10 protein-coding genes and 1 riboswitch are annotated in these 12,966 nt (G+C 69.2%); of the genes, 6 read left to right on the top strand and 4 right to left on the bottom strand.

The genetic code is table 11. The annotated features are described in order from the left end of the window. Window positions 1-112 precede the first annotated feature (112 nt). Complete coding sequence (locus F3J19_RS12945; RefSeq protein ID WP_167041791.1) at window positions 113-1,606, top strand: MDR family MFS transporter; 1,494 nt, start codon at window positions 113-115, stop codon at window positions 1,604-1,606. Window positions 1,607-1,701: 95 nt separating this feature from the next. Continuing rightward, window positions 1,702-3,303, top strand: a complete 1,602-nt coding sequence (locus F3J19_RS12940) for a rhomboid family intramembrane serine protease (RefSeq protein ID WP_167041788.1) — start codon at window positions 1,702-1,704, stop codon at window positions 3,301-3,303. A gap of 119 nt (window positions 3,304-3,422) precedes the next feature. Here the strand turns inward: F3J19_RS12940 and cobM are convergent, their stop codons facing one another. From cobM to cbiE, 4 genes are read right to left on the bottom strand one after another with little or no spacing between them, the layout of a single operon-like run. Then, window positions 3,423-4,151: a precorrin-4 C(11)-methyltransferase gene (cobM, locus tag F3J19_RS12935; RefSeq protein WP_167041786.1), complete on the bottom strand. Its 729-nt coding sequence runs from the start codon at window positions 4,149-4,151 to the stop codon at window positions 3,423-3,425. A gap of 19 nt (window positions 4,152-4,170) precedes the next feature. Beyond that, entirely contained in the window at window positions 4,171-4,914 is a 744-nt protein-coding gene (locus tag F3J19_RS12930; RefSeq protein WP_167041783.1) for a cobalt-precorrin-6A reductase, read from the bottom strand. Continuing rightward, window positions 4,911-6,113: a cobalt-precorrin-5B (C(1))-methyltransferase gene (locus F3J19_RS12925; RefSeq protein WP_167041780.1), complete on the bottom strand. Its 1,203-nt coding sequence runs from the start codon at window positions 6,111-6,113 to the stop codon at window positions 4,911-4,913. The genes F3J19_RS12930 and F3J19_RS12925 overlap by 4 nt, the downstream gene beginning before the upstream one ends. Continuing rightward, window positions 6,113-7,351, bottom strand: a complete 1,239-nt coding sequence (cbiE, locus tag F3J19_RS12920) for a precorrin-6y C5,15-methyltransferase (decarboxylating) subunit CbiE (protein WP_167041777.1) — start codon at window positions 7,349-7,351, stop codon at window positions 6,113-6,115. Before cbiE ends, F3J19_RS12925 begins: the two co-directional genes overlap by 1 nt. 187 nt (window positions 7,352-7,538) lie before the next feature. Then, a riboswitch (cobalamin riboswitch) is annotated at window positions 7,539-7,719 on the top strand. Between the two features lie 137 nt (window positions 7,720-7,856). On the opposite strand from cbiE, the gene cobG reads away from it, so the two are divergent. From cobG to cobJ, 4 genes are read left to right on the top strand one after another with little or no spacing between them, the layout of a single operon-like run. Beyond that, on the top strand, window positions 7,857-9,350 hold the full coding sequence (gene cobG, locus F3J19_RS12915) for a precorrin-3B synthase (protein ID WP_167041774.1): 1,494 nt from the start codon (window positions 7,857-7,859) through the stop codon (window positions 9,348-9,350). Beyond that, a complete protein-coding gene (locus F3J19_RS12910) occupies window positions 9,343-9,969 on the top strand; it encodes a precorrin-8X methylmutase (RefSeq protein ID WP_167041771.1) in 627 nt (208 codons plus the stop codon). The genes cobG and F3J19_RS12910 overlap by 8 nt, the downstream gene beginning before the upstream one ends. Further along, window positions 9,970-10,761, top strand: a complete 792-nt coding sequence (locus F3J19_RS12905; protein WP_240158915.1) for a precorrin-2 C(20)-methyltransferase — start codon at window positions 9,970-9,972, stop codon at window positions 10,759-10,761. It begins immediately after the preceding gene. Continuing rightward, entirely contained in the window at window positions 10,749-12,935 is a 2,187-nt protein-coding gene (gene cobJ / locus F3J19_RS12900) for a precorrin-3B C(17)-methyltransferase (RefSeq protein WP_240158914.1), read from the top strand. Before F3J19_RS12905 ends, cobJ begins: the two co-directional genes overlap by 13 nt. Window positions 12,936-12,966 lie beyond the last annotated feature (31 nt).

Below are 12,966 nucleotides of genomic sequence, written 5' to 3'. Positions count from 1 at the left end.
GCGCCGTAAGGTGCATACTCCACAGCGGCCGCCTTGCGCGGCCGCGCCGATGCGTCGCGCCTCGCCCCCGGCGAGCCGCCCGACGCGCTCCACACATCGATACTACGCCTTCATGTCCCGCAGCCCTCAATCCGCACGCCATCTCGTCATCATCGCCGTGATGGCCTCGATGGCGATGGTCGCCATCGAGGCGACCATCGTCTCCACCGCCATGCCGCAGATCGTCTCGCAACTCGGCGATCTGCATCTGTATAGCTGGGTGTTCTCGTCGTTCCTGCTCACGCAGACCGCGATGACCGTGATCTTCGGCAAGCTCGCCGACCTCTACGGACGCAAGCCCGTGCTCCTCACGGGCATCGCGATCTTTCTCGTCGGCTCGACGCTTTCCGGCTTCGCTTGGTCGATGCCCTCGATGATCGCGTTCCGCCTGCTCCAGGGCGTCGGCGCGGGCGCGATCCAGCCGGTCGCGCTGACCGTCGTCGCCGACCTCTACCCGGCGCGCGAACGCGGCAAGGTGCAGGGCTATCTCGCCAGCGTATGGGCGATCTCGGCGGTGCTCGGCCCGATGGTCGGCGGCTTCATCATTCACAACCTGTCGTGGGCGTGGATCTTCTGGATCAACCTGCCGATCGGCCTCGCGGCGGCGGCCGGCTTCATCGCGTTCCTGCGCGAATCGGAACGGCACGCGCGGCCGTCGATCGACTTCGGCGGCGCCGCGCTCTTCATGGCCGCGATCGCCGCCTTGATGATGGCGCTCACCTACGCCGGCGACAACGCCCTCACGCAGGCCGGCTGGGCGGGCGGCGTGTTCGTGGTGTGCGTGGTCGGCTTCGTGCTGCAGGAGCGCCGCGCGGCCGAGCCGATGATCTCGTTCGCGCTCTGGAGCCGCCGGCCGATCGCCGCCTGCAACAGCGCGACGGTGCTGGCCGGCATGATCCTGATGGGCGCGACCACTTTCCTGCCGATGTACGTGCAGGGTGTGCTGCACCGCTCGCCGGTCGTGGCCGGCCTCGCGCTCACGATGATGATGGTCGGCTGGCCGAGTGGCGCGACCTTCGCGGCGAAGTCGTTCCACCGGCTCGGGCTGCGGCGCATGCTGATCGGCGGCAGTTCGTTCGTGCCGCTCGGCGCGGTACTGCTGCTGTTCCTGTCGCCAGGCGCCTCGCCGGTCATCGCCGGCGTCGCGTCGCTCATCATGGGCTTCGGCATGGGCACGTCGAGCGTCAGTTCGCTCATGCTGATCCAGGAGATCGTCAAGCCCGAGGAGCGCGGCAGCGCGACCGCATCGAATCTGTTCTCGCGCAATCTCGGCAGCACGCTCGGCGCGACGCTGTTCGGCGCGGTGCTGAACTTCGGACTCAGTCATTCGAAAGGCGTCGCCACGGTGACGTCGGACCAGCTGAAGGCACTGCTGCAGAACCGCGCGGCCGATCTCGGCGACAGCGACCTGATCCGCCTCGTGCTGCATCAGTCGCTGCACCTGACGTTCGTGTCGATCTTCGTGATCGGGCTGTGCGTCGTCTCGCTGTTCTCGCTCGTGCCGACGATCCGGCTCAGCGGAGACAAGCCGGTGCCGGTCGAAGTCCTGTCGCCGATGGAAGACTGAGCGCTTTCTCTCACTTGAAATAAAAACGCGCCCAACTCAGAATGGCGCAACGCCTCAAAGGCATACCAAGAAAAACATCGAGAGAAGGCGATCACATGGATCGTGTCGAACCCCATCCCGGAGCGTCGGGCCACGCTTCGGGCATGCCCCCTGCTGCGTTTTCCGTTTTCGCGGATTGGGACAGCGCAGCGACTTTCAAGCTGCGCTATTCAGTCCGGCCAAAAAACTGGCATCTGCGCTGGAATCCGTTGTCCGCCTTACGCCATGCATTACGCATCAAAGGCGAACTATCGATCCGCCAGGAGCGCGTCGTGCTGCGTCGAGCGAGCGGCCGTCAACAGTACGACTTTCACCGCGACGAAATCTACGACATCGAGTTCGACGGGCGGCAGTTGTGCTTCGATCTGCGCGCGGGCTCGCGCGACGTGCGACGCGTCGCGCTGACCACCGGCAGCCTCGAAGACGTGCAGCAGATCGTCGGCCTGCTGCCCGCGCAGATGACGCCCGCCTTCGCGGCCGAGCGGCGCGCGCTCAACACGATCAACTACCGGCTTGCCGCGCTGACGCCGCACCTGTGGGTCACCTACGCGCTGATCGTGCTGAACCTCGTCGTTTTCATGGCAATGTACGCCGCCGGCGCCGACCCGTTCAAGCCCCATCCGAGCACACTGCTCGACTGGGGCGCGAACTTCGCGCCCGATACGCTCAGCGGCGAGCCGTGGCGTCTGGTGAGTGCCCTGTTCGTCCATGCGGGCCTCGCTCACCTCGCGTCGAACATGCTCGTGCTCTATGCGCTCGGCCGACTGACCGAACGTTTGTACGGCAACGCGCGTTTTCTCGCGCTCTATCTGTTCGCCGGGCTCAGCGCCAGCATGTTCAGCATCTTCGTGCATCCCGCGCTCAGCACCGTGGGGGCGTCCGGCGCGATCTTCGGCGTGGCCGGCGCGCTGCTGGTCTACGTGCTGCGCTATCGCAAGGAGTTGCCGAAGACGCTCGCGGAGCGCAATCGCAGCGCGATGTGGGTGTTCATTCTCTTCAATCTCTATAGCGGTCTGGTGCATCGCGGCGTCGACAATGCCGCGCACGTCGGCGGCCTGATCGGCGGCATGCTGATCGGCGCGCTGCTCGCGCGGCCGCTCGAACCCGTCGCGCGTGAGCGCCGCTCGCGCACGAGCCTGCTGGCGTCGACGCTGGTGGGGGGCGCCGCGCTCGGTGCGTTCGCCTATCCGCTTACGCACATGAGCGCGGCGAGACTCGAAGATGCGCAGTTCGAGAAAGTGCTGTTCGACATGCATCCAGCCCAACTGAAAGCGCTCGCGGACCTCGACGCATGGCGGCACATGCGCATGGCGTCGCAGGTCGAACGGGACGTGGCCTCGAACCGGCTCATCACCGATATCCTGCCGGAGTGGGACGCCCTCTACACGGCGATCGACCACGCGAAGCTGCCGCCCCGGTCGCCGCGCACCGCGATGCGCACGGCGCTACTGCGCTATCTCGACGACAACCGGCAGATCTTCCACCGTGAAGCGGTGCTGCTGACGCATCCGCAGGAGACCGACGACGCCACGCAGGCTCCGATCCGCGCGCTCGCCAAGGATGCGCGCGACCAGATCGATCTGGTCACGAAGCTTTCGCATGGGCGCGTGGTGCGCCCGCCTGGCGCCGAGCGCAAGGAGAGGCAGGAGCGCCCGTGAAGGCGCTGCTGAGGCGTTGACGAAGCGCTGATGACGCGTTGAGAACAGCGGCCCCATGCAGGCAGACCTAGCGCCTACCCGGCACGCACACGCGACATGCCCCCTGCCGCCCGCCACGCTCAAGCGCCCTTCGCGTACAACGTCGACTCCGCGAAGCCCTCGGCGGCCAGCACCTCGCCGACCAGAATCAGCGCGGTCCGTTCGATCGACGTCCCTGCCACCTTGCCGACGATATCGTCGAGCGTGCCGGTGATCTTCTCCTCGTCGGGCCAGCTGGCGCGATAGATCACCGCGATCGGACAGACGCCGCCGTAATGCGGCCGCAACTCGTCGACGATGCGCGCGAGATGCCGCACGCCGAGGTGAATCGCCAGCGTCGCGCGATGCCGGGCGAGATCGGCGAGCTGTTCGCCCTCGGGCATCGCCGTCTTGCTCGCATAACGTGTGAGGATCAGCGTCTGCGAAACATCGGGCAGCGTCAGTTCGCAGCCGAGCGCGGCCGCGCAGGCGGCCGTCGCGGTCACGCCGGGCACGATCTCGTACGGAATGCCGAGTTCGCGCAGACGGCGAATCTGCTCGCCGATCGCGCCGTACAGGGACGGATCGCCCGAATGCACGCGCGCGACGTCTTGCCCCTTCGCATGCGCGGCTGCGAGCAGCGCGACGATCTGGTCGAGATCGAGGTCCGCGGTGTTGACCACCTGCTCGGCGCAATGTCCTTCGAGTACCGCGGCCGGCACGAGCGAACCCGCGTAGAGAATCACCGGGCAGGCACGCACGAGCCGCTGCCCTTTCACCGTAATCAGCTCCGGGTCGCCCGGACCCGCGCCGATAAAAAACACCGTCATTCAAGACTCCAAACGTTATTCAATGAGCTGTTGCGCCGACCGCGCCGACCGTACGCAATGCGTCGAGCAGATCGGCAACGGCGGCAAACTCGCGCTCGGCCGGCGGCAGTGGCGGACGCCGCAGCATCACGACCGGCAGGCCGCGTTCGCGCGCGACCTCGAGCTTCGCCTCGGTGGCGCCGCCCCCGCTGTTCTTGCTGACGACCACGTCGAATGCCTGCAGCGCGAACAGCGCGCGCTCGCCATCGAGCGTGAACGGCCCGCGCGCCGCGAGCGTGCGCGAGCGCGCCGTGTCCGGGTGCGGGTCGAGCACGCGCACGGTCCAGAACTGATGCGGCGGGATTTCGTCGAGATGCGCGAGCGGCTCGCGCCCGAGCGTGAAGAGCGGCCGCCTGAACGGCGCGAGCGCCGCCGTCAGTTCGTGCCAGTCGCCGACCATGCGCCAGTCGTCGCCGGCTTGCGGCTGCCACGCCGGACGGCGCAGCGCCCAGCACGGCACGCGCGCCGCGCGGCTCGCCTGCGCCGCGTTGGCGCTGATTTGCGCCGCGTACGGATGGGTCGCGTCGATCACGAGCCCGATCCGTTCGCTTTCGAGGTAACGCGCGAGGCCGTCGGCACCGCCGAAACCGCCGACGCGCACCGCGCACTGCAAATCGTCGGGCACCTTGCCGAGACCCGCGAGACTGTACACGTGCGTGGGGCCGAGCCGGCGCGCGATCTTCAGCGCGTCGCCGGTGCCGCCGAGCAGCAGAACCCGCATCATCGCGCGGCTCCGACCAGCTTGCCCTGGCGATCGATCGCGAACGTCTCGACGCCGACCTGCGGCGGCACGATCTCACGCGCGACGGCCAACGCGCGCGCGCAGACGATATCGCCGAGCGGCACCTGCTGCGCATGCGCTAGCGCGAGCGCCTGCTGGCTCGTGTTGGCCGCGCGCATCGCGGCTTGCAGCGCGGCGTCGGCGCCATGCGCGGCGGCCCATGCCGCAAGCTGTTCGAGGTCGATGCTCGAATTGCGGCTATGCAGATCGAGATGGCCCGCCGCGAGCTTGCTGAGCTTGCCGAAGCCGCCGCAGATGCTGAGCCGCTCGACCGGCGCGCGCTTCATATGCTTTAGCACCGCGCCCACGAAATCGCCCATTTCGATCAGCGCGATATCGGGCAGGCCGTAGTGCGCGCGCATCGCGTCCTCGCTCGCGTTGCCGGTGCAGGCGGCGAGATGCGTGTAGCCGTTCGCGCGCGCGACGTCGATGCCCTGATGGATCGACGCGATATACGCCGAGCACGAAAACGGCCGCACGATGCCGGTCGTGCCGAGAATCGACAACCCGCCGAGAATGCCGAGGCGCGGGTTCATCGTTTTCAGCGCCAGTTCTTCGCCGCCCTCGACGCCGACCGTCACCTCGAAGCCGCCGCGGTACGCGTGCTGCGCGGCGAGTTCGCTCAGGTGCCGCGTCATCATCTGGCGCGGCACCGGGTTGATCGCCGGTTCGCCGACCGGCAGCGTGAGCCCCGCGCGCGTGACCGTGCCGACGCCGGGCCCCGCGCGAAAGATCACGCCGGGCTCGGGCACGAGGCGCACGCGCGCGAAGACGACCGCGCCGTGGGTCACGTCGGGATCGTCGCCGGCGTCCTTGATCGTGCCGGCTTCGGCGATCCGTCCGCTGTGTGGGCTTGCTTGCGGGTTTATTTGCACACCCGCTTGTTCATTGTCATGTTCGTTGCCATGCGTGCCCGTTAACCCGCTGTCCTGCGTCCCGCCCTCATCGCCCCGCGCCACGAACCGGCAAAACACGAGCCGCATCGGTACATGCTGGCCCTTCGGCAGCACGATCTCGGCGACCTCGCTGACCACGCCCGCAAGCAGCAGCCGCGCCGCCGCGAGCGAGGTCGCCGTCGCGCAGCTACCGGTCGTGTAGCCGCTGCGCAGCGGCGCCGGCTGTTCGGGAGTCTCGTCGCGCATCACGAATCGGCCGACCGGTTATCCGGCGACGCATCGGCCGGCTTCGTCGCTTCGAGCAGCGTGATCGGCAACGCCTGGCGCCACGTGTCGAAACCGCCGAGCGGTTGCGCCTGCGCGAGCGCGATACGCGTGAGCGTGCCGCCATGCTGCTCGCGCCATGCGACGAGCGCCGCCTCGCCTTGCAGCGTGACCGCATTGGCGACGAGCCGGCCGCCGTTGCGCAGACTCGCCCAGCAGGTGTCGAGCACACCGGGCTCGCTCACGCCGCCGCCGATAAATACCGCATGCGGCGCGGGCAGCCCCTGCAACGCGGCGGGCGCGCGGCCGGCCACGAGTTGCAGCGCCGGCACGCCGAGCGCATCGCGATTCCGCTCGATAAAGCCCTGGCGCATCTCGTGCGCTTCGATCGCAATCGCGCGGCAGGCCGGATGCGCGCGCATCCACTCGATGCCGATCGAGCCGCTGCCCGCGCCGACGTCCCACAGCAATTCGCCGGGCGCCGGCGCGAGGCGCGCGAGCGTGATCGCGCGGATATCGCGCTTGGTCAACTGGCCGTCGTGAATGAACGCGTCGTCGGGCAGGCCGCCGCTCAGTGGCAGACGCGGCGCATGCGCGGACGCGCGGCAGTCGAGCGCGATCAGATTGAGCGAGGCCATCTCGCCGGCCGGCCATTGATCGGCGCGGCCCTCGATGCGCCGTTCCCGCTCGCCGCCGAGATGTTCGAGCACGCTCATGCGCGTCGCGCCGAAGCCACGCGCGACGAGCGCGGCCGCGAGCGCCGCGGGCGTGCCGCCATCGGCGCTCAGCACGAAGAGGCGCACACGGTCATGCAGATGCGCGTTCAGCGCCGCGAGCGGCCGGCCCACCAGCGACACCGTCGCGACGTCCTGTAACGGCCAGCCGAGCCGCGCGGCCGCGAGCGACAACGACGACGGCGCGGGCAGCACGCGCAACTCGCCGGCCGGCAACTGCCGCGCGAGCGTCGCGCCGACGCCGAACAGCATCGGGTCGCCGCTCGCCAGCACGCACACCGCGTGCGGACGCTCGGCGAGCAGCGGCGCGAGATCGAACGGACGCGGCCATGCGGCGCGGCGCGCGGCAAGCCGCGCCGGCAGCATCGCGAGATGCCGCTCGCCGCCATACACCACCGAGGCGCCAAGCAAAGCACGCCGCGCGGGCCGTCCCAATCCGGCGAAGCCGTCGTCGCCAATGCCCACCACGGTCAGCCATGCCGGCATGCATCCATCCTCATCGTTTGTCGTTGGAAAAGCGGTTGAAAAGGCGCTTGGAACAGGCTCAAAAACAGGCTCAAAGCATGCCCGAAACGCCTACGAAAGCCGTCCGGCAGCGCGGCCGGCGAAGCCTTCGAAAGCGCGCCGAGGCGCGCCAGTCAAAGCGCCCAGCCTCGTTGCGCGGTTCGAAAAAAGGCATAATACAGCCGCCGGCGCCCTTCGGGGCCCAAGAGGGAACACAGTAACGATGTGGCTGCCCCCCGCAACTGTATGCAGCGAGTCCGCCTGCGCCACGCGCCACTGGTTCGACCAGGAAGGCCGCGGCGGACCATGACCTGCGAGCCAGGAGACCTGCCGGCGCAACTGTTCGTGCCAGCCAACATCGGGCGGGGTGTACCGATGCCGCAGCAAGGTCCGCGACGCGGCCTGCTCGGGCCGTTGCGCGACGCTATTCCCGGTGTCCGTCTTGAATCGAGCTTCGCCCTCAACCGTTTTGCCCCACGCGCTTCCGATGTCGCGGCCCTCGGCGTGTCCGGGGCTGCTGCGCATCGTCGCCGCGCGCGACGGCGGCCTCTGCCGGATCAAGCTGCCGGGCGGCGAACTCGGCGCCGCGCAGGCGCGCGCGATCGCCGAGGCGAGCACGCGGCACGCGAACGGCGTGATCGAGTTGACCAATCGCGCGAATCTGCAGCTGCGCGGCGTGCGCGAGCGGCATGAGGCGGCGTTGAGCGGAGAGTTGATCGAAGCGGGGTTGGGGCCGGGGGCGGGTTCTCTGTGCGCTTTTGATCCTGCTTTTGCTCCTGCTTCCGGTTCGGCCGCTGGCTCTTGCTCTTCCCCGCTCGACGCGAACGGCGCAAACGCTCCTCCGGACACCACCGCTCTCGGTTTCGCCGACGACATCCGCAACGTGATGACCAGCCCCGCCGCCGGCCGCGATCCGTCTGCGTTGATCGATACGAGACCGTTGTGCGCCGAATTGCTCGCGCTGCTGCAAAGCGAGGCGCGCTTCGCGGCGTTGTCGCCGAAATTCGCCCTGCTGCTCGACGGCGGCGAACGGCTCGCGCGGGTCGATCATCCGCACGATGTGTGGCTCGCGGCGTCGGCGGATGAAGGCGGCGTGCGCTTCGTGTTCGGGCTCGCGGGATGCCCGGGAGATGGGGCGGACCTTGGTGCCGACACCGGCACTCGCCGCGACCTCGCCGGCCCCCGCCCCCTTGCTGCCGTTGCACCATCGCATGCCCTGGCGCTCGTACGCGCGTTGCTGCACACGTTCCTCGATCTCGCCGACGCCAACGCCAACGCCGCCCCCCACGCCACCCGCATGCGCGACCTGCTCGCCACGCACTCCGCCGACACGATCCTCGAACACGCGCAGCGCTACGTCGATTTCCCGCTCGCCCGCGACGCCTCGCTCGCGCGCTGGCAACGCGCTCCCGGCGCCGACGCCTCGCTGCGCCTCGGCGCACACGCCCAACGTGACGCCAACACCTGGCACGTCGGCGGCCAGCCGCCGCTCGGGCGGCTGAGCGCCGCCGCGCTGCACGGCCTCGGCGCGCTCGCACAGCGCTACGGCAACGGCACGCTGCGCATCACGCCCTGGCAAAGCGCGCTGCTGCCCGACATCCCGACGCAGGCCGTGCCCGCCGTCCTCGCGCAGCTAGGCGCGCTCGGCCTCGCCTGCGATCCCGCCCAAGCCATCACGCACGTGATCGCCTGCACCGGCTCGCCAGGCTGCGCGAAGAGTCTCGCCGACACCAAGGCCGACGCGCTGCAACTGGCCGCGCGACTGCCCGCCGGCGTCGACGTGCATCTGAGCGGCTGCCCGCGCTCGTGCGCGGCCGCGCATTGCACGCCGTACACGCTGCTCGCCGCCGCGCCCGGCGTCTACGACCTTTATCGACGCGACGGCCGCTCCGGTTTCGGCCACTGCGTCGCACCCCCACTGACGATCGACGAGGCCGCCGACCTGCTCGCGCGTCTCGTCAGGAATAAACCCGATGCTTGATTACATCCGCGACGGTCAGGAGATCTATCGCCAATCCTTCGCGACGATTCGCGCCGAGGCCGACCTGTCACGCATTCCCGCCGACCTCGAAAAACTCGCGGTGCGCGTGATCCACGCGTGCGGCATGGTCGACGTGATCGACGACCTCGCGTTCTCCGCCGGCGCGGGCACGGCGGGCCGCGTGGCGCTCGCGCAAGGCGCGCCGATCCTGTGCGACGCGGGCATGGTTGCGCAGGGCATCACGCGCGCGCGGCTGCCCGCCGACAATGCGGTGATCTGCACGCTCACGCACATGAACGTGCCCGCGCTCGCGCGCGAGATCGGCAATACGCGCTCGGCCGCCGCGCTCGAGCTGTGGCGCCCGCACCTCGCCGGCAGCGTCGTCGTGATCGGCAATGCGCCGACCGCGCTGTTCCATCTGCTCGACATGCTCGATGCGGGCGCGCCGCAGCCCGCGCTGATTCTCGGCTTTCCGGTCGGCTTCGTCGGCGCGGCCGAATCGAAGGCGGCGCTCGCGGAAAACAGCCGCGGCGTGCCCTACGTGGTCGTGCACGGACGGCGCGGCGGCAGCGCGATGGCGGCCGCGGCGGTCAACGCGCTCGCAACGGAGATCGAGTAAATGACGGCACAGGTGACGACTCAAACGACAACTCAAGCGACCTCCCTGGCGACGCGGCATACGGCAACCCGGGGCCGGCTGTTCGGCATCGGCGTCGGCCCCGGCGACCCCGAACTCATCACGCTGAAGGCGCTGCGTTTGCTGAAGGCCGCGCCGGTGGTTGCGTACTTCGTCGCGAAGGGCAAGAAAGGCAACGCGTTCGGTATTGTCGAGGCGCATCTGGACGAGGCGCAGCAGCATCTGCCGCTCGTCTATCCGGTCACGACCGAGGCGCTCGAACCGCCGCTGTCGTATGAAGCGATCATCGCGGACTTCTACGACACGGCCGCCGAAATCGTCGCCGGCCATCTCGACGCGGGCCGCGACGTCGCCGTGATCTGCGAGGGCGATCCGTTTTTCTACGGCTCGTACATGTACCTGCACGACCGGCTGGCCGCGCGCTACGACAGCGAAGTCGTGCCGGGCGTGTGCTCGATGCTCGGCGGCGCGGCCGTGCTCGGCGCGCCGCTCGTGTATCGCAACCAGAGCCTCTCGGTGCTCTCGGGCGTGCTGCCCGAGGACGAATTGCGCCGCCGTCTCGCCGATGCCGACGCCGCCGTCGTCATGAAACTCGGCCGCAATTTCGACAAGGTGCGGCGCGTGCTCGACGACCTCGGACTCGCCGGGCGCGCGCTCTACGTCGAACGCGCGACGATGGGCAATCAGCGCATCGTGCCGCTTGCCGAGGTCGATCCGATGGCCTCGCCGTATTTTTCGCTGCTTGTCGTGCCGGGGCAAAAATGGCAAGGATGAACGTGCCGGCCATCGTGATTCTCGGCGCGGGGGCGCTGGAGACCGCGCGGCGGATTCGGGCGGTTTATGAGGGGCGCGGCGCACAGGCTATGTGCGACGCTGAGGCGACACACGGCGCCGACGCCGCCCGTGACGGCGATGCCGACGCTGCTCGCGGTACGGCTGCCGTCGATCGCAGCGTTCAACCTGTTCTCTCCACTCCCGCTCGCTGCGAAATCCACGCGCTGCAAGGCCGCGTAGGGGTCGGGGGCGGAGCCGACGTCGCCTACACTGAACTCGGCGCGCACCTGCGCGAACTCTATACGCGCGGCACGCCGATCGTCGCGCTGTGCGCGGCCGGTATCGTGATCCGCTGTCTCGCGCCGTTGCTGTCGAACAAGGGCGCGGAGCCGCCGGTACTCGCGGTCGCCGAGGACGGCAGCGCGGTCGTGCCGCTGCTCGGCGGCCTCGCGGGCGTCAACGTGATGGCGCGCGACATTGCCACGGCCCTGACCGTGCAGCCCGCGATCACGACGAGCGGCGAGTTGCGCTTCGGCACCTGCGTGCTCAATCCGCCTGAGGGCTATACGCTCGCCGATCTGGGTCAAGGCAAGCGCTTCGTGTCGGATCTGCTCGCGGGGGCAAGCACGCGCATCGAAGGCGACGCGCCCTGGCTCGACGACGCGCAACTGCCGCGCGATGCCCACGCACGGCTCGCGATTCGCGTGACGCCGCATGCGTGGGATGGCCGCGTGGATGAACTGGTGATTCATCCACGGAGCGTGGTGGCGGCGGTGGTGCTGGCGGATGCGTGGGGCAGTACCGATGCTGCTGAGCAAGCGCAGGCTCGTACTGCCGGCGCGGCTGAGGAAACCGGTGGCGATGCCGGTCACGCCAAGGCCAAAGCCAGCGATAACGCGAGCGGCACGGCAACTGACAGTGCTGCTGCGACCTCTATTGCGACCGCTACCGCCGAAGCCAACGCCCATACAGGCCGCACTACCGCTCAGCCTGCCGCGATGGCTGACAGCGCCCCGGCCGAGTCCGTTACCCAATCCGCCGAAGCGATCGCCGCACACGTACGTGCAGCCCTCGACGCACACGGCCTCGCCGCGCTGTCGCTAGCGGCCTTGCTCGCGCCGACCGCGCGCATGACCCACCCCGCGCTGGCGCAAGCCGCGGCGCTCCTGAACGTGCCGCTGCGCTTCGCCGACGCAAGCTCCGCGGCGGATCGCTCAACCCCCGAGGCATTGCTGCATGCTTCGCTGCGCGTCCCGCATAAGACGCTGAATGAAGCCATACCCAACACACCAGACGCAGCGGCTCACAACACGCCGCACGAAACATCCCACGAGGCGCCGCACGCCCATCCCCCCATCGCCCTCGCTCTCGCCCTCACCCCGCTTGCCATCGATCCCGCGACCATCGGCCGAGCGCGCGGCCGCCTGACCGTGATCGGCCTCGGCCCCGGCCGCGCCGACCTGCTAGCCCCGGCCGCGCGCACGGCATTGAACGAGGCCACCGACATCCTCGGCTACGACACCTACGTGAAAATGGCCGGCCCGCTGCGCGCGGATCAGCGCGTGCACGGCACCGACAATCGCGAGGAAATGCAGCGCGCGCGCCACGCGTTCGAACTCGCGAGCGAGGGCCGCGCGGTCGTGATGGTGTCCTCGGGCGACCCCGGCGTGTTCGCGATGGCGGCAGCCGTGCTCGAAGCGCTCGACGCCTCGCGCGACGACGCCTGGGCCACCGTCGAACTGTCGATCGTGCCGGGCGTCTCGGCCGCGCTCGCAACCGCCGCGCAAGCCGGCGCGCCGCTTGGCCACGACTTCTGCATGCTGTCGCTGTCGGACAACCTGAAGCCGTGGACGATCATCGAAAAACGCCTGCGTCACGCGGCCGAAGCCGATCTCGTGATGGCGTTCTACAACCCGATTTCGCGTGCGCGCCCGTGGCAACTGGACAAGGCGCTCGACATCGTGCGGGAGTATCGCGCGGCCTCGACCGAGGTCGTGCTCGGCCGCGACATCGGCCGGCCCGGCGGCACGCTGCGCACGCTCACACTCGGCGAGCTGCGTTCGTCGGACGTGGACATGCGCACGATGGTGATCGTCGGCTCATCGCTGACGCGAAGGTTTGCTTGCGGGGCCGACGGCGCGCAGTGGGTGTACACGCCGCGCTGGTACGAGTAAGCGGGCGCGCCTGTACAAAACCCGCACGAGA

This window comes from Burkholderia sp. Ax-1724, from assembly GCF_011752995.1.
Lineage (GTDB): Bacteria > Pseudomonadota > Gammaproteobacteria > Burkholderiales > Burkholderiaceae > Paraburkholderia.
The sequence above is the reverse complement of the archived record's forward strand: the minus strand, read 5'-3'. Positions and strand labels throughout refer to the sequence as shown.

Excerpts from the sequence above, each read along its gene's own strand:
- cobM (WP_167041786.1), bottom strand. The coding sequence starts at position 4,151 with ATGACGGTGTTTTTTATCGGCGCGGGTCCGGGCGACCCGGAGCTGATT.
- F3J19_RS12925 (WP_167041780.1), bottom strand. The coding sequence starts at position 6,113 with ATGCGCGACGAGACTCCCGAACAGCCGGCGCCGCTGCGCAGCGGCTAC.
- F3J19_RS12905 (WP_240158915.1), top strand. The coding sequence starts at position 9,970 with ATGACGGCACAGGTGACGACTCAAACGACAACTCAAGCGACCTCCCTG.
- F3J19_RS12945 (WP_167041791.1), top strand. The coding sequence starts at position 113 with ATGTCCCGCAGCCCTCAATCCGCACGCCATCTCGTCATCATCGCCGTG.
- F3J19_RS12930 (WP_167041783.1), bottom strand. The coding sequence starts at position 4,914 with ATGATGCGGGTTCTGCTGCTCGGCGGCACCGGCGACGCGCTGAAGATC.
- cobJ (WP_240158914.1), top strand. The coding sequence starts at position 10,749 with ATGGCAAGGATGAACGTGCCGGCCATCGTGATTCTCGGCGCGGGGGCG.
- cbiE (WP_167041777.1), bottom strand. The coding sequence starts at position 7,351 with ATGCCGGCATGGCTGACCGTGGTGGGCATTGGCGACGACGGCTTCGCC.
- cobG (WP_167041774.1), top strand. The coding sequence starts at position 7,857 with ATGTCGCGGCCCTCGGCGTGTCCGGGGCTGCTGCGCATCGTCGCCGCG.
- F3J19_RS12910 (WP_167041771.1), top strand. The coding sequence starts at position 9,343 with ATGCTTGATTACATCCGCGACGGTCAGGAGATCTATCGCCAATCCTTC.
- F3J19_RS12940 (WP_167041788.1), top strand. The coding sequence starts at position 1,702 with ATGGATCGTGTCGAACCCCATCCCGGAGCGTCGGGCCACGCTTCGGGC.